The sequence below is a fragment of the Flavobacterium hydatis genome, assembly GCF_000737695.1.
GTDB lineage: Bacteria > Bacteroidota > Bacteroidia > Flavobacteriales > Flavobacteriaceae > Flavobacterium > Flavobacterium hydatis.
The window spans coordinates 1-17851 of sequence record NZ_JPRM01000011.1; the positions used below are offsets into that span (position 1 = coordinate 1).

Sequence of the window (17851 nt, forward strand, 5' to 3'; positions counted from 1 at the left end):
ACTGGTTGTATAAGTTCAGTTCGATTAGCTGTAACTGTAACCGTTACCGATCCAGCTAAACCAACAACTAACGATGATACCCAAGAATTTTGTTTGGTAAATGATCCTAAGGTATCAGATATCCAGGCAAATGAAACAGGTGTTGTTTGGTATACTTCTCCTACAGGAGGAACTGCATTGGCACCAGGAACATTACTAACAAGCGGACGATACTACGGAGCAATTCTAGATCCGATAACAGGTTGTGAAAGTAAAGATAGATTGTTGGTAAGTGTAACAGTTAATGATGGACCAAAACCAACAACGACAAAAGCTACACAAGACTTCTGTTTAACAGCACAGCCAAAAGTTTCTGACTTGCAGGTAAATGAAGTAGGTGTTGTTTGGTATAATGTCGAAACAGGCGGAACACCGTTAGCACCGGGAACATTATTAGTAGCAGGCACCTATTATGCTTCTTTAAAAGATCCAATAACAGGTTGTGAAAGTAAATTACGCTTAGCAATACCAGTTACTTTCAGAGGAAATGCAATAGCAACAATAACAACGAGTAAAGCTGCTCCATGTGTTTTTGACGAAATTACGTATACAACTTTAAGTGGAATGTCTAACTATAATTGGACAATCACTGGAGGTGGAACCGTAACAAGTGGAGGAACTGCTACAGATAATTTTGTAACTGTTTCATGGCCAGCAATAGGAGCTGCAAGTGTAAACGTTTCCTATACTAATCAATGTAATGAGGTAAATAGTAAATTACTAACCCTTGCTGTTGTAACTTGTTCAGATATTACAATGAGCAAAACGGTAGACAATCCAACTCCTAACATTAATGATAAAGTAACTTTTACTGTAACAGTAAATAATGTAGGATCAGGAAACTTTATAGATACAGTAGTTAGTGAAATTTTGCCAACAGGATATGATTTTATAAGTGCACAAACTACTACTGGAACATATAGTAATTTAACAGGAGCATGGAATATTCCAGTCTTAAATGCTAATGAAAGCGCAGTACTTACTGTAGTTGTTCAAGTATTGCCAACAGGAAATTACTTAAATGTAGCTTCGATTGTTATTTCAAATCCAATAGATTCGGATACAACAAATAATAAAGGAGAAGTCTCAGTAACACCTGTATGCTTAGTGGTTTATAATGAGTTTACTCCGAACAACGATGGTGCAAATGATGTTTTCAAAATCGATTGTATCGAAAATTATCCAAACAATAGTTTAAACGTTTATAACAGATACGGATCATTGGTTTATAAACAAGACCACTATAATAATGATTGGGACGGAATGGCAAATGTTTCGGGCGCAATTAATAAAGGAGATAAATTACCAGCAGGTACATATTATTATGTTCTAGACATTGGTGCAGATGGAATAGTTAAAACAGGTTGGTTATCTATTATTAGATAACCTCCTGTAAAACATAAATCATCAAATTAAATTAACTGACTAAATAGTTATAGTATGAAACTAAGTGTAAAATTTATAGAGTCCTATTTTTTAATATTTTGCGGGTTTGTATCATTCCTTGCAAATGCGCAACAAGATCCAGAATATACACAGTATATGTACAACACAATGGTTATTAATCCAGCTTATGCAGGTTCTACAGGATACTTGGAGGCAGTATTATTACATCGATCACAATGGGTCGGTATAGATGGTGCGCCTCAAACACAATCACTTTCTGTACAATCACCTTTGAGAAATGAAAAAATAGGTTTAGGTTTAAGCGTGGTCAATGACAAACTAGGACCATCAAATGAACTGTATCTAGATGGTAATTTTTCATATTCCTTACCATTAGGCTATGAAAAAAGATTAGCATTTGGGTTAAGAGCAGGAATGCGAATGATGAACATAGACTGGTCAAAAGGGCGATATTATGATGGTAATGATGCATTATTAAACACCAACATAAATAATGTTATTAAGCCTTCAATAGGAGCAGGAGTATATTACTATACCGATAGATGGTATGCGGGAGCATCAGTTCCGAGTTTTATAAGAAGTGACTATTATAATGATATACAGGAATCGATAGATTATGATAGATTGCATTATTACTTTATGGGAGGTTATGTGTTTGATTTGAGTCCGAGTTTAAAATTCAAACCTGCATTTTTAGCCAAACTGGTAAGTGGAGCTCCAATGTCAGTAGATCTTTCTGCTAATTTTATGATTCAGGAAAAAGTAGTGTTAGGAGTATCCTATCGCTTTGATGATTCAGTTAGTGCATTGGCAGGATTTCAAATTTCACCAAGTTTTTACATCGGATATTCATATGATTATACCGTAACCAATTTGAATAAATACAATGATGGTTCTCATGAATTCATTTTGCGTTATCAATTTCATAAAGATCCAAGTAAAATCAAATCTCCAAGATTCTTTTAAAACCTGACCTATGAAAAAAATCTATATACTTAGTTTGTTATTTTGCTTTGTATCAGTTTTAGCGCAAACAAATTTAAAAAAAGCAGATGCTTTATTTAAAAACTACTCCTATACAGACGCCGCAAAAGCATATGAAGAGTGTTTGCAAAAAATAAACAAACCATCAGTTCAAACGTTAAAGAATGCAGCCGACTCGTATTATTTTATTTCAGATAATCGAAATGCATTAAAATGGTATCAAAAGTTATATGAAATTCAAGGTGATAACCTATCCGATATCTATTATCTAAGATATATCCAATCCATGAAAGGAGTTATGGATTATGATAATGCCGATAAAATAACCAAAGAATACTTAAATAAAAAAGGAGACCAAAAAGAAATAGACAGATATGTTTATCAAAAGAAATTATTAGACAGTTTATCAAAAGCTAAATCACTTTATGTCATAAAAAATATTGATATCAATACAGATAAATCTGATTTTGGAGCTACTTTTTATGGAGATAAAATAGTATTTACATCAGCGAGAGATACAGGTAATTTTGATAAAAAACTATACAATTGGAACAAGCAACCTTTCCTGAATTTATATGTAGCCGAAAGAAGTGCAATTGATGGTAATTTATTTAATGAAGTACTTTTTATTCCAAACGTAATGTCTAAGTATCATGAGGCAACTGCAACGTTTAGCCCAGATTGGAAAACGATGTATTACACAACCAATATTCTTAAAAAAAATAAATTGGTGATAGATGAATCCAGAGTCAATAATTTTCAAATTATAAAAGGAACAATAGAAGATAACAAATTGGTTAGAACCGAAAAAGTATTCTTCGATAGCGATAAATATTCAGTAGGGCACCCTTATTTAAGTGATGATGGTAAAATGTTATTTTTTGCTTCGGATATGCCAGGAGGATACGGAGAAACTGATTTGTATGTAGTAAGAATAGCCGATGATGGAACAATGAGTTCTCCACAAAATTTAGGACCAACTATTAATACTCTGGGTAATGATGTTTTTCCTTTTTTTAGAAATGGAGTACTTTATTTTTCTTCAGATGGACATTATGGTTTAGGCGATTTAGATGTATATGAGAGTAAATTATCAGATGGATTAAATTTTTCAGTTCCTAGAAATTTAGGAGCACCTATAAATAGTAATAAAGATGATTTTTCATTTGTAATAGATCCTAAAGAAAATTACGGATATATATCCTCAAATCGTGCTCAAGGAAAAGGAGATGATGATATTTATTATTTTACAAAAGGAAAACCAATCTGTAATCAACTCGTTTCTGGTAAAGCAATAAATACCAAAGACAAAAAAGGTATAAGTGATACATTTATTATAGCATATGATGTTTATGATGCAGTTGTTTCCGAAACAAAAACGGATGCTGACGGAAATTATACCTTGGGAGTTCCGTGTAATAAACGAATAAAAATGACGGCCAATAAACCAAACTTTAGCGGAGACGAAAAATTTATTGAAACCACAAAAGATAATAATGCCGAAATAAAAGATGTTAACTTTTATCTTAGTAATTATGATGATTTAGTTGTGAAAAAAGATGGTGTTGAAAAAGTTGATATTAACCCTATTTTCTTCGATTACGATAAATCAAATATAAATCCTCAAGCTGCAGCCGAATTGGATAAAGTTGTATTTGTGATGCAAAAATTCCCTAAGATTAAAATAAAAATAGAATCACATACCGATTCCAGAGGAAAAGATGCTTATAATATGAAGCTTTCAGACGCAAGAGCTAAATCTACCCAGACTTATATTCTCTCTAAAGGTATTGAATCTTCAAGAATTGCAAGTGCAATAGGTTATGGAGAAAGTCGATTGGTAAACAAATGCAGTAATGGTGTAAAATGTACTGAAGCAGAACATCTTGCCAACAGACGTTCAGATTTTATTGTAATAGAAAAATAATGTTCAAAAAACTTTGTGAAAACCATTCTTAAAAGAGTGGTTTTTTTGTTTTTAATTATACTTTTGAATGTCTATTTTAGACAAACTTTTTTAGGATAATAAAAGACAATCGAATTATAATAAAATATGAATATTCAGGATTCCATACAAGCTTTAAGAGATGAACTAAACGTGCATAATTACAATTATTATGTACTCGATAATGCTACAATATCAGATTATGAATTTGATTTGAAATTAAAGCAACTTCAGGAATTAGAAGAGCAGCATCCAGAATTTTTTGATGAGAATTCGCCAACACAGCGAGTAGGAGGTACAGTAACCAAAAATTTCCAGACAGTTGCCCATGAATATCGTATGTATTCATTAGATAACTCCTATTCAAAAGAAGATCTGGTAGATTGGGAAACTAGAGTTCAAAAAGTATTAGGAAATGTTGAATTACAATATACTTGCGAATTAAAATACGATGGAGCTTCGATAAGTATTACTTACGAAAACGGAAAATTAAAACGTGCAGTTACTCGAGGAGACGGATTTCAGGGAGATGATGTAACCAATAATATCAAAACCATAAAGTCGATTCCGTTACAATTAAAAGGGAACTATCCACCAGTTTTTGCAATTCGTGGCGAAATAATTTTACCATTTGCAGGATTCGAAAAAATGAATCAGGATCTAATCGAAATAGGAGAAACACCCTATTCGAACCCGAGAAATACAGCTTCAGGAAGTTTAAAATTACAAGATAGTGCAGAGGTTGCCAAAAGACCATTAGAATGTTTGCTTTATTTTGTAACAGGAAATAATCTGCCTTTCTCATCACAGTATGAAGGTTTGGAACTAGCAAGAAAATGGGGATTTAAAGTACCTGTAGAAGCTAAACTAGCAAATAATTTACAAGAAGTATTTGACTTTATAGATTATTGGGATGTACATCGTCATGAGTTACCTTATGAAACCGATGGAGTAGTAATAAAAGTAAATAGCATTCAGCACCAGGAAGAGTTAGGCTATACATCAAAATCACCTCGTTGGGCAATAGCATATAAATTCAAATCAGAGCAGGTTTCGACCAAGTTAAACTCGATTTCGTATCAAGTAGGAAGAACAGGAGCAATTACCCCAGTTGCAAATTTAGAGCCAGTACAATTGGCGGGAACAATTGTAAAAAGAGCTTCTTTGCATAATGCCGACCAAATAGAAAAATTAGATATTAGAATAAATGATACCGTTTTTGTAGAAAAAGGAGGGGAAATAATTCCGAAAATCATCGCAGTCGATCTAACACAGCGACCTGCAAATGCCGAACCTACAAAATATATTACACATTGTCCGGAATGTAATACCGAATTAGTTAGGTCAGAAGGAGAAGCAAATCATTATTGCCCTAATTTTTATGGATGTCCACCACAGATTATAGGAAGAATCCAGCATTATATTTCAAGAAAAGCAATGGATATTGAAGGACTTGGAGGAGAAACCGTAGCGTTACTTTTTAATAATGGGTTAGTTCATAATTACGCCGATTTATACGAGTTAACAGTAGAGCAGATTCTACCTTTAGAGAGAATGGCTCAAAAATCGGCAGAAAACCTGGTGAAAGGAGTAGAGAATTCTAAAAAAATCCCATTTGAGAGTGTTTTGTTTGCACTTGGAATTAGATTTGTAGGAGAAACAGTAGCCAAGAAATTAGCTAAGCATTACAAAAATATCGATGCATTGAGCCAAGCCACTTTAATGGATTTGGTTCTAGTAGATGAAATAGGAGAGCGTATTGCAAAAAGCGTAATCGAATTTTTTGAGAACGATGAAAATAAGAGAATCATTGAGCGCTTAAAAAGTTATGGAGTGCAATTTGAGATTATCGAAAAAATCAATCCAAATGCAACTACCAAATTTGAAGGAAAGACTTTTGTTGTTTCGGGTGTATTCTCTAAATTTTCAAGAGATGATATCAAAAAAACGATCGAAGATAATGGAGGTAAAGTAGGAAGTTCAATTTCTGCCAAAACTGATTTTGTTGTTGCCGGCGAAAATATGGGACCAGCTAAATTAGAAAAAGCTAATAAACTGAATATCCCTATAATTTCAGAAGATGATTTTATAACTAAATTAAATGAAAGCTAATACACCATCATTAATTCTTTACTTCTTAGCATTAATATTAACCATTATCTTTGATTTCTTAGAGCAAGATTTCGTTGGTATGTACGCAAAGGCAATAGTAGTGCCTTCAATATTTATATATTATCTTATTACGACCAATTATAAGATAGATATAATTCAGGGATTTATTTTTGCGTTTTGTTTTATCGGAGAAGTATTTAATTTAATGGAGGTAGAAGCTTCAGAGTTGGGGTCTCTTTTCTCATTTCTATTAGTTTACTTGTTATTGTTAAGACTAATAATAGATGATTATCGAAAAATAAAATTAAGAAAAAACGACTATTTGCCAATAGCAATAGTCGTTTTATTTATTATATACCTTTTAGTATCCGTTCTTGGCTTACAATATGAGAAAGTAAGCGAAAATCATTTCATATATACCATATACGGTATTGTGTTGAGTGTGTTAGGTTGTGTCTCATTTATTAGTTACATAACCAAAGGTACTTATATAACCCTTTTAATAACCTTGATGACAACTTGCTTTATCTTCTCAGACATCTTTTTTATTTTTAACCAATCCTTTGATCATTCAGTAGTTTTGGCGTTAATAAGAGATGCAACCCAAATGTTGTCCTATTATTTTATGGTAAAATATTTTATCCAGAAAAGAATTGAAAATATTAAAGTTAAACAATAATAGATTTTCCTTGAGCTGATTTTGTTTTATCATTATTAAGATAGAAATCAATTCTACCTAAATTAATTCCGTAACAACCCACCTGATTAACCAATACATCTTGACCCGCTTTGTTTTTTACAACAGTAGGCTTATCTAGAAAGGTATGAGTGTGTCCACCAATAATTAAATCGATATCCTGAGTTAATTCAGCTAATTTTAAATCACAGATTTTAGCGGCATCATCGCGATATTTATAACCCAAATGCGATAAACAAATTACTAAATCACATTTTTGTTCTTTCTTAAGAATGCGAACCATATCAGTAGCTGTTTCAACAGGATCGTTGTATACAGTTTCCTTATACATTAATTTATCTACCAAGCCATCAAGTTGAATTCCTAAACCAAAAACACCTATTTTAATACCATCTTTATTAAAAATCTTGTACGGTTTTACAAGCCCGTCCATTACAGTATTTTTAAAATCGTAGTTAGAAGAGATAAACTCAAACTTTGCATGAGGCATTTGTGCATATAATCCATCTAAACCATTATCAAAATCATGATTACCAATAGTAGATGCATCATATTTCATCATGCTCATTAATTTAAACTCCAATTCACCACCATAATAGTTAAAGTAAGGAGTTCCCTGAAAAATATCACCAGCATCCAACAAAAGAACGTTTGGATTTTCTTTACGAATTACATCAATCAAAGCAGCACGTCTAGACACGCCACCCATATTTGCATTGCGAGGATCATCAGCAGGAAAAGGGTCAATATGACTGTGAACATCATTGGTATGTAATATAGTTATCTTTTTTACATTTGATGATGTAAAACTACTCATAGATAAACCCAAACTCAATAATGCTGTACTAGCAGCGGTTTTTTCAATAAAATCTCTTCTTTTCATTTTAATTTATTTTGCGGTAAAACGCTTGAACCCAAAGTTCTTAAATATTTTTTAATCGTTTATTTTACTCTTGTGTAACTCGGATATCAGTAGGAACCGGAATTGTATCAACAGATTTAAAATAATCAATAAGAATGTCTCGTAGTTTGTAATTTAAATCATATTTCTGAACACTCTTTTTAAAGAAGTTCATATTGTCACCACCATTTGCTAAGTAATCATTTGTAGCAACATAATAAACTTTGTCTTTTTCGATAGGTTTACCCTGAACTAAAACATTTGTTGCTGTATTATTCTTAGTTATAGTAAAAGTCATTCCAGAAAGAGGGTGAGGTTTCTTTTCACCAATAAAATAAGTAACCATTTCTAACACTTGCTCTCCTTTTAGAGCCATAACAACCAGGCTGTTTTCAAAAGGCATAATTTCAAATGCATTTCTAGCAGTAACATTCCCTTTAGGAAGAATTGCTCGAATCCCACCATGATTAAGAAAACAGATATCAATATCTTTTTTCTCTCTGGCTTTAAAAACTAAATCACCTCTTTGCAGACATACATCAGCCATTAAGTTACCAATAGTTGTTTGCCATTTACCAGTGCTTTTGTCCAGTGTTTGAGGACAATAAGCAAGCACACTATCTAAATCTTTATTAATGTGCTCTCTGTAAGGCTTAATAAAATTCTCAATCTCAGGAGTTTGATTTTGAGTACTTGTAATAGGAATTAATTTACCTTCAATTTTAGAAACTTGATAAGTTTGTTTGCTACAAGAAACTCCAAAAAAAAGTGTTAAGAATATAACAAAAAGTTTTAAAAATCCGTTATACTTTTTTAGTTTTACCATCTTAAATGCGACTTAAATAATTAATTTTGTAATCTAGTAAAAGTACTATGTTTTTAAATTATACAAAGGTTTTTTTTGTAAAAAAATCGTTAAAGAAAAATCTTAATAATGTAAAAAACGGTGCGTTTACTAATGATATACAAAAGGTTGGTTTACTTATAGATGAAAGTCATTTTTCAGAAAAAGAAGCTTTGCTGGCCGAATTGGTATCAAAAGGAATTGAGAAAAAGAACATCAAAATTATTGTTTATAAAGACAAATTCAATAAAAAAGAGACGTATTCTTGTCCAACTTTTGGGATTGATCATCTTAATTGGAATGGAGAGATTACTGAGGGGTTTTTAAAAGACTTTGTAAACGAAAAATTCGATTTATTAATAAGTTATTATGATATCGAAAAAGTGATGCTGATGCTCCTAACACAAAATTCAAATGCCAGGTTCAAAGTTGGTTTCGCATCAATAGATAAAAGATTAAATCGATTGATGATTGATACCAATGTTCGGGAATATAAAATTTTCGTGAATGAATTATTTAAATATTTAAAAAACATTAAACCAAATACAATCTAATATGCAATCATTAATAGGGACAGGCGTTGCACTAGTGACTCCTTTTAAAGAAGATTTTTCAATTGATACAGAAGCATTACAAAGAATAGTTAATTTTTCTGTAGATGGAGGGGTTGAGTATCTTGTAGTTATGGGTACAACTGCAGAAAATGCAACATTAACTAAAGACGAAAAGGAGCTTGTTATCACTACAGTTATTAATGCAAATAAAGGAAGATTGCCTTTAGTATTAGGTGTAGGAGGGAATAATACAATGGAAATTGTTGGAGAATTAAAAACTAGAGATTTTTCAGCTTTTGAAGCAATATTGTCAGTGTCACCTTATTATAATAGACCTACACAAGAGGGAATTTATCAGCATTTTAAGGCTATTGCCGAAGCATCGCCAATACCAGTAATATTATATAATGTTCCAGGAAGAACATCTAGTAATATGTTACCATCAACAGTTATACGTTTGGCAAATGATTTTGCAAATGTAGTTGCTATAAAAGAAGCTGCAGGCGATTTGGTGCAAGCAATGCAATTGCTTAAAAATAAACCAAGCGATTTTCTCGTTATATCAGGAGATGATATGATAGCTTTGCCAATAATTTTAGCAGGAGGTTCAGGTGTTATATCAGTTATTGGGCAAGGTTTTCCGAAAGAATTTTCAGAAATGATTCGTTTAGGATTGAATAGAAAAGTAAACGAAGCGTTTAAAACACAATACTTTTTATCAGATTGTATCGATATGATTTTCGAGCAAGGGAATCCGGCAGGAATCAAACAAGTATTTAAATCACTAGGTATTGCTGAGAATATCGTAAGATTACCACTTGTTGCGGCCGATGAATCACTTGCAAATCGTATAGATGAATTTGTTAAAAAAAGCATTAAATAAAAATAAAAACGCGGTATTTTATTATACCAAAAAAATATTTTGTAGTAGCTAAATTAATAACTAAATTTGCCACCGAAACTTCGGTGTGGTTTTACTTGGGTATAAATATCCTGGGGATCATAATAAAAGTAAAAAAATGAAAAAAATAATATCTGTATTGTTTGTAGTTGTTCTTTTTTGTTCTTGTAGTGATTATCAAAAAGCACTAAAAAATGATGATGTAGCAGCAAAATTTGAAATTGCAACAAAAATGTACGATGCTGGAAAGTATACCAAGGCAATCCGTTTGTTTGAGCAACTAGCAGCGTCATATAGAGGAAAACCTCAGGCAGAGAAATTGTTTTATATGTTTTCTCAATCCTATTATAAAACAAAACAGTATTATTTAGCAGGGTATCAATTCGAAAGTTTTGTTTCTGGATATCCAAGAAGTGAAAAAGTAGAAGAAGCTGCTTATTTAGGAGCAAAAAGTTATTCGATGTTATCGCCAGTATATAGTTTAGATCAAACAGATACTAATAAAGCAATAGATAAATTGCAAGCTTTTATAGATAACTATCCAAATTCAAAATATATAGTAGAGGCAAATGCAAGTCTTAAAGTGTTAACTACTAAATTGGAGAAAAAAGCATATGAAAATGCAAAAGGATATAATACTATTTCAGATTTTAAATCGGCAATAGTAGCATTTGATAATTTTGTTGGAGAATATCCAGGAACAGAATTCAAAGAAGATGCATTGTATTATAAGTTTGATTCAGCATATCAGTTAGCAATCAACAGTATTTCAGCTAAAATGGAAGACCGTTTAAAAGTAGCTAAAACTGCATATTCTAATTTAATGAAATATAAAAGTGATACTCATTACAAAGTGAAAGCTGATGAGATGAATGAGAGAGTTGAAAAAGAGTTACAAAATTTTACTAAATAAAATAAAGTCATGGATTTAAAAAAGACGAATGCTCCAGTAAATACAATTACCTACAATAAAACGGTTATTGAAGAGCCTACAGGTAATGTGTATGAGGCAATAACTATTATGGCTAAAAGAGCAAATCAAATTAATTCTGAAATTAAAAAGGAATTGACTGAAAAGTTAGAAGAATTTGCTACCTATAATGACAGTCTTGAAGAAGTTTTCGAGAACAAAGAACAAATCGAAGTTTCTAAATTTTACGAAAAATTGCCTAAACCACACGCTTTAGCAGTTCAAGAATGGTTAGACGGTAAAACATACCACAGAAATTCAAATAAATAATATAGTACCATGTCAGTTTTAAACGGTAAGAAAATTTTACTAGGAGTTTCTGGTGGAATTGCAGCCTATAAAACAGCATCATTAGTACGACTTTTTATAAAAGCAGGTGCCGAGATTCAAGTAATCATGACACCTGCTTCTAAGGATTTTGTAACGCCACTTACGTTATCAACCTTATCAAAAAATCCAGTACATTCTTCTTTCTTTAATCAAGAAGATGAAAATGAAAAATGGAACAATCATGTCGAATTAGGACTTTGGGCCGATTTGATGATTATTGCTCCAGCTACCGCAAATACGATGTCTAAAATGGCAAATGGTACTTGCGACAATCTATTGATAGCAGCTTATTTATCGGCAAAATGTCCAGTTTACTTTGCGCCAGCAATGGATTTGGATATGTATAAACATCCCTCGACATTAGCGAGTTTTTCATTATTAAAACAGTTTGGAAACACTATTATTCCAGCTGAAAGCGGAGAGTTGGCTAGTGGATTGTCTGGAGAAGGTCGTATGGCTGAACCAGAAAATATTATTGCATTTTTAGAAGCTGATTTAGAAAGCAAATTACCTCTTAAAGGTAAAAAGTTTCTAATAACGGCTGGTCCAACATACGAAGCAATAGATCCGGTGCGCTTTATAGGAAACCATTCCTCGGGTAAAATGGGCTTTGATATTGCATCAGAAGCTGCAAACTTAGGAGCTTCGGTTGTTCTTGTTGCGGGACCTACAAATTGCAAAGTAACAAACACATCAGTAAAAGTAATTTCGGTAACATCGGCACAAGAAATGTATGATGCATGTCATGAGTATTTTTCAAATGTTGACGTTGCAATTGCAGCTGCGGCAGTTGCGGATTATAGACCGAAAACAGTTGCATTACAAAAAATAAAAAAAGCTTCAGAAGATTTTACAATCGAGCTGGAGAAAACAAAAGATATCTTATTGTCATTAGGTGAAATAAAAGAAAAACAATTTTTAATTGGATTCGCTTTAGAAACTGAAAATGAAATTGAGAATGCAAAGCTGAAAATCCAGAAAAAAAACTTAGATTTGATAGTTCTAAATTCTTTACAGGATAAAGGAGCAGGTTTTGGTGGGGGAACGAACAAAGTAACCTTTATTGATAAGGCTTTCACGGTCGAACCAATGGAATTAAAAACCAAAGAAGCAGTTGCAACTGATATTTTAAATAAGGTGATAAAGCATTTTCATGAATAAAATACTTACTTTTTTGTTGTTTTTAACTATTGGCCTTACGCAGGCACAACAGTTAAATTGTACGGTAACCGTAAATTCGCAAATGCTTCCTAATGCCAATCAGCAAGTTTTTAAAACACTGCAGACAGCATTGAGTGAATTTGTCAATAATACAGATTGGACAGGAAGTTTGTTAAAACAAAATGAAAAAATAAACTGCTCGATGTATATAACAATTACATCAAATAACTCAGATCAGTTTTCGGGTACTATACAAATACAATCATCTCGATTAATTTATAATTCTACTTACTCGTCTCCAGTGTTCAATTTTAATGATAAGGATTTAAGTTTTAGATATACAGAATTTGAAAATTTATTGTACAATCCAAATGTTTTCGAATCTAATCTAGTATCTATAATGACTTTTTATAGCTACATGATTTTAGGGATGGATGCAGATACTTTTATGCCAGCATTAGGGAATCCTTTTTTTGAGACTGCGCAAAGTATTGCCAATGTAGCACAACAAGGAGGTTACAAAGGATGGAGTCAGGCAGATGGAGTACAAAATCGTTATTTCTTGATTAATGATATGCTTTCGCCAACATATAATGACTTAAGACAGTGTGTTTACGGGTATCATACCGGTTTAGATGTAATGAATCAGGATTTAAAATTGGCAAAAGAAAAAATTAAAGCTTCATTATTGCTTATAGGAAAACTAAATGCAACAAAACCAAATGCTTTTCTAACACGTGTCTTTTTTGATGCTAAATCAGATGAAATTGTATCTATATTTTCAGGAGGACCAAGTGTTCCTATAACAGATTTAGTAGAGAATTTAAATAGAGTTTCGCCAATGAACTCTGCTAAATGGTCACAGATTAAATTTTAAGCACACTTATTAAGGTTGCTTATTTCCAAAACTTATATTACAAAAGAGATATGATTACTTCATTGTCAATAAAAAATTATGCACTGATCGAAAAATTATCAATTGATTTTTCAAAAGGCTTTTCTATAATCACTGGTGAAACAGGAGCAGGAAAGTCGATAATATTAGGTGCATTGGGCTTGGTTTTAGGTAAAAGAGCCGATTTGACTTCATTGAAAAATAAAGAAGAAAAATGTGTTATCGAAGCACATTTTAAAATTTCTAAATATAATCTCGAAGCTTTTTTTGAAGCCAATGATTTAGATTATGAAGATGATACTATAATAAGACGTGAAATTTTACCTTCTGGGAAATCGCGTGCTTTTATAAATGATAGTCCAGTAAATCTTCAGGAATTACAAGAATTGAGTTTATATTTAATAGATATTCATTCGCAACAGCAAACCCAAGAGCTTTCGGAAGAAAGTGTGCAATTTCAGATTATAGATGCAATTGCTGATAATTTTGGTGTTATTGCAGATTATCAAAATGTTTTAAAGAAATATAAATCAGATAAAACAAAGCTGATTTCCCTTCTTAAAAAACAAAGCGAATCTGCCAAAGAGCAAGAATATAATACTTTCCTGTTAAACGAATTAGTTGCCGCACAATTAAAATCAGGACAGCAAGAAGAATTAGAAGAAGAATTTGAGAAGCTTAACAATGTTGAGATTATCAAAGAATCATTAGATAAATCTTTGGCTATAGCCAATGAAGAACAATTTGGAGTAATCCAAAATCTAAATGAAATAAAAGCTTCGTTACATAAAATTGCTACTTTCTCGACAGAATATGGAGCTTTTTTTGAGAGAATAACAAGTCTAGCAATCGAGTTTGATGATGTTTCCGGTGAATTGCAAAAAGCATCAGAAAAATTATTAAATGATCCTGCTCAGCTTGATTTTATTAGCCAGAAATTGCAGGTTATTTATAATTTGCAAAAAAAGCATCAAGTTGCTACAGTCGATGATTTAATTGAAATTCAAACCAAACTAGAAAATTCAGTTCTGGAATTAGGTAATATTGAAGAAGAAATAGCAAAACTTACCACTTCAATAGAGCAAAAAACAATTGATTTAGATGCTTTTGCAAATAAAATTCACGAAAACAGAATTGCAGCAGTTCCATTATTGTCAGATAAATTAATAACAATATTAGAAACATTAGGAATGCCAAATGTTCGTTTTAAAATTGATATTAATTATGGAGAAACATATTTCCCGAATGGAAAAGATGAACTTCAGTTTTTATTCTCTGCTAACAAAGGAACTGATTTCGGATTGCTTAAGAAAGTTGCTTCAGGAGGAGAGATGTCGCGTATTATGCTCGCAGTAAAAGCAATCTTGGCACAATATTCTAAATTGCCAACATTAATTTTTGATGAAATCGATACTGGTGTTTCGGGAGAGATAGCCGTAAGAATGGGAGAGATAATGAAAGAGATGAGTCAGCAAATGCAAATTTTTGCAATAACACATTTACCGCAAATTGCTGCCAAAGGGGAGTCTCATTTTAAAGTGTTTAAATCAACGGTAGATGATGATACGCAATCAGAATTAAAGCTGCTGTCGCAAGAAGAACGCATTCAGGAAATTGCACAAATGTTATCAGGTTCAGTCGTTTCTGATTCGGCTTTAAATCATGCTAAAGCCTTGCTTAACTAAAAAAATGAATTATATTTGTCAATTAAATTAATCAGTTTTACCAAGTGAAAATCGGTAGTTAAAATACCATCATTTTATAAAATAAAAATAAAAAACAGTTCCAAATTATGATTATAGAACCAAGAATGAGAGGATTTATTTGTTTGACATCACACCCAAAAGGATGCGAGCAAAATGTAAAAAATCAAATAGAATATATAAAATCTAAAGGACCAATTGAAGGTGCTAAAAAAGTATTAGTAATTGGAGCATCAACAGGTTTTGGATTGGCATCTAGAATTACAAGCGCATTTGGATCTAACGCTGCTACAATTGGAGTGTTTTTTGAAAAACCACCAGTTGAAGGAAAAACAGCTTCTCCAGGATGGTATAACTCAGCAGCTTTTGAAACAGAAGCTCACAAAGCAGGATTATATGCAAAAAGTATCAATGGTGATGCTTTCTCTAATGAAATCAAACAACAAACATTAGACTTGATTAAAGCTGATTTAGGTCAGATTGATTTAGTTATTTATAGCTTAGCGTCTCCAGTACGTCAGCATCCTGTAACAGGAATATTACATCGTTCAGTTTTAAAACCAATCGGAAAGACATTTACAAACAAAACGGTTGATTTTCATACAGGAAAAGTAACAGAGGTTTCTATTGAGCCATGTACAGAAGAAGAGATTGAAAATACTGTTGCAGTAATGGGAGGTGAAGATTGGTCTATGTGGATGGATGCATTGAAAAAAGAAAACTTATTAGCTCCTGGAGCTACAACAGTTGCTTATTCTTACATCGGGCCATCACTAACCGAAGCAGTTTACCGTAAAGGAACTATCGGTCGTGCTAAAGATCATTTAGAGGCTACAGCATTTGCTATTACAGATAGTTTAAAAGATTTAGACGGTAAAGCATACGTTTCGGTAAATAAAGCTTTAGTTACACAAGCGAGTTCAGCAATTCCAGTTATTCCTTTATATATATCATTATTATATAAAATCATGAAAGCTGAAGGACTTCATGAAGGTTGTATTGAGCAAATTCAGCGTTTATTCCAAGATAGATTATATACAGGACAACCAATTCCTACAGACGATAAAGGAAGAATCCGTATCGATGATTGGGAAATGCGTGATGATGTTCAGGAAAAAGTAGCTAAGCTATGGTTAGAGGCAACTACAGAAACATTACCAGAAATTGGTGATTTAGCTGGATACAGAAATGACTTCTTGAACCTATTTGGATTTGAATTTGAAGGAGTAGATTACAAAGCAGACACAAATGAAGTAGTTGATATAGAAAGTATCAAATAATTCAACTGAATTTATATAATTATTTAAAACCATCAACCCAAAGTTGATGGTTTTTTTATGGATATAACTTATCTTTGTTAAAATTTTACAGTTAAAACAAATACTACCTTAATACCACATACCTAATTATGGTGTTTTCTTTAATTATACCAGTGTATAATCGTCCTGACGAAGTTGAAGAGCTATTAGAAAGCTTACTATTATCTGAATATAAAGAACCTTTTGAAATTGTGCTTGTAGAAGATGGCTCAACTTTGCCATGTGATGATGTGGTTCAGAAATTTCAAGATAAATTAAATATCTCATATTATTTTAAAGAAAATTCAGGACCTGGAGATTCCAGAAATTTTGGAATGCGCAAAGCACTAGGTGATTATTTTATCATTTTTGACTCAGATTGTATTATTCCGCCAGATTATTTATCAGAAGTAGATAAAGCACTAAGAGAGGATTATGTAGATTGTTTTGGTGGGCCTGATAGAGCATTAGCTAGTTTCTCGAATATCCAGAAAGCAATTAATTTTGCTATGACATCTTTCCTTACAACAGGAGGAATAAGAGGAGGATCAGAAAAGATAGGAAAGTTTCAGCCAAGAAGCTTTAATATGGGATTATCCCGAAAAGGATTTGAAGCATCAAAAGGATTTGGGAATATTCATCCCGGAGAGGATCCAGACTTATCTATACGGTTATGGAATTTAGGTTTCGAAACCAGACTTTTTTCTAAAGCATATGTATATCATAAACGAAGAATCGATTGGGATAAATTTTCTATTCAGGTCAATAAATTTGGTAAAGCCAGACCGATACTTAATAGTTGGTATCCACAATACAACAAACTGACTTTTTTCTTCCCAACAGCCTTTATTTTAGGACTAGTTTTGGCAGTTATATTGCTGATTTTTAATATTGATATATTATTGCAATTGTATTTTGTTTATTTTATCATAATTTTTATAGTATCGACAATTCAAAACAAGAGTTTAAAAATTGGTTATTTATCAGTTATTGCGGTTTGGAAGCAATTTTATGGTTATGGAATCGGTTTTTTAGAGTCGTTTATTAAGATAATTATCTTAAAGAAAAAACCACAAGAAGCATTCCCAGGATTATTTTTTAAGATTTAAT

Annotated in this window: 16 protein-coding genes; 14 read left to right on the top strand and 2 right to left on the bottom strand. The window is 32.1% G+C overall.

Annotated elements, in window-relative coordinates:
• The 5 genes from IW20_RS25305 to IW20_RS08470 all read left to right on the top strand — a co-directional run.
• On the top strand, positions 1-1425 hold a 1425-nt coding region (locus IW20_RS25305; protein WP_117614468.1), incomplete at its 5' end, for a T9SS type B sorting domain-containing protein.
• 54 nt (positions 1426-1479) lie between these two features.
• Entirely contained in the window at positions 1480-2412 is a 933-nt protein-coding gene (locus IW20_RS08455; RefSeq protein WP_035620870.1) for a PorP/SprF family type IX secretion system membrane protein, read from the top strand.
• A gap of 10 nt (positions 2413-2422) precedes the next feature.
• On the top strand, positions 2423-4357 hold the full coding sequence (locus IW20_RS08460) for an OmpA family protein (protein WP_035620872.1): 1935 nt from the start codon (positions 2423-2425) through the stop codon (positions 4355-4357).
• A gap of 126 nt (positions 4358-4483) precedes the next feature.
• A complete protein-coding gene (ligA, locus tag IW20_RS08465) occupies positions 4484-6487 on the top strand; it encodes an NAD-dependent DNA ligase LigA (RefSeq protein ID WP_035620874.1) in 2004 nt (667 codons plus the stop codon).
• Positions 6477-7166 carry a lysoplasmalogenase family protein gene (locus IW20_RS08470; RefSeq protein WP_035620875.1) on the top strand — a complete coding sequence of 230 codons (690 nt, stop codon included), beginning with the start codon at positions 6477-6479 and terminating at the stop codon, positions 7164-7166. Before ligA ends, IW20_RS08470 begins: the two co-directional genes overlap by 11 nt.
• Here the strand turns inward: IW20_RS08470 and IW20_RS08475 are convergent.
• Positions 7156-8067, bottom strand: coding sequence for a bifunctional metallophosphatase/5'-nucleotidase (locus tag IW20_RS08475; protein ID WP_035620877.1), 912 nt, complete (start codon positions 8065-8067; stop codon positions 7156-7158). The two genes, IW20_RS08470 and IW20_RS08475, sit on opposite strands and share 11 nt — an antisense overlap.
• A 64-nt stretch (positions 8068-8131) precedes the next feature.
• Positions 8132-8911, bottom strand: coding sequence for a 5'-nucleotidase C-terminal domain-containing protein (locus IW20_RS08480; RefSeq protein ID WP_035620878.1), 780 nt, complete (start codon positions 8909-8911; stop codon positions 8132-8134).
• 47 nt (positions 8912-8958) lie between these two features.
• Between IW20_RS08480 and IW20_RS08485 the strand changes: the two genes are divergently transcribed.
• The 9 genes from IW20_RS08485 (at position 8959) to IW20_RS08525 (ending at position 17850) form a co-directional block, all read left to right on the top strand.
• Positions 8959-9483 carry a DUF6913 domain-containing protein gene (locus IW20_RS08485; RefSeq protein ID WP_035620880.1) on the top strand — a complete coding sequence of 175 codons (525 nt, stop codon included), beginning with the start codon at positions 8959-8961 and terminating at the stop codon, positions 9481-9483.
• Between the two features lies 1 nt (position 9484).
• Positions 9485-10366 (top strand): 4-hydroxy-tetrahydrodipicolinate synthase, encoded by an 882-nt coding sequence (gene dapA / locus IW20_RS08490; protein WP_035620882.1) that lies wholly within the window; start codon positions 9485-9487, stop codon positions 10364-10366.
• A 136-nt stretch (positions 10367-10502) separates the two neighbouring features.
• Positions 10503-11297, top strand: a complete 795-nt coding sequence (locus IW20_RS08495; protein ID WP_035621013.1) for an outer membrane protein assembly factor BamD — start codon at positions 10503-10505, stop codon at positions 11295-11297.
• 9 nt (positions 11298-11306) lie between these two features.
• Complete coding sequence (locus IW20_RS08500) at positions 11307-11624, top strand: DNA-directed RNA polymerase subunit omega (RefSeq protein WP_012025451.1); 318 nt, start codon at positions 11307-11309, stop codon at positions 11622-11624.
• Between the two features lie 9 nt (positions 11625-11633).
• Positions 11634-12845: a bifunctional phosphopantothenoylcysteine decarboxylase/phosphopantothenate--cysteine ligase CoaBC gene (gene coaBC / locus IW20_RS08505; RefSeq protein ID WP_035620886.1), complete on the top strand. Its 1212-nt coding sequence runs from the start codon at positions 11634-11636 to the stop codon at positions 12843-12845.
• Positions 12838-13722 carry a type IX secretion system protein PorD gene (gene porD, locus IW20_RS08510; RefSeq protein ID WP_035620887.1) on the top strand — a complete coding sequence of 295 codons (885 nt, stop codon included), beginning with the start codon at positions 12838-12840 and terminating at the stop codon, positions 13720-13722. The genes coaBC and porD overlap by 8 nt, the downstream gene beginning before the upstream one ends.
• A gap of 50 nt (positions 13723-13772) precedes the next feature.
• Complete coding sequence (gene recN, locus IW20_RS08515) at positions 13773-15425, top strand: DNA repair protein RecN (RefSeq protein WP_035620888.1); 1653 nt, start codon at positions 13773-13775, stop codon at positions 15423-15425.
• Positions 15426-15532: 107 nt separating this feature from the next.
• A complete protein-coding gene (fabV, locus tag IW20_RS08520; RefSeq protein WP_035620890.1) occupies positions 15533-16723 on the top strand; it encodes an enoyl-ACP reductase FabV in 1191 nt (396 codons plus the stop codon).
• Between the two features lie 128 nt (positions 16724-16851).
• On the top strand, positions 16852-17850 hold the full coding sequence (locus IW20_RS08525; protein WP_035620891.1) for a glycosyltransferase: 999 nt from the start codon (positions 16852-16854) through the stop codon (positions 17848-17850).
• Position 17851: the final 1 nt, after the last annotated feature.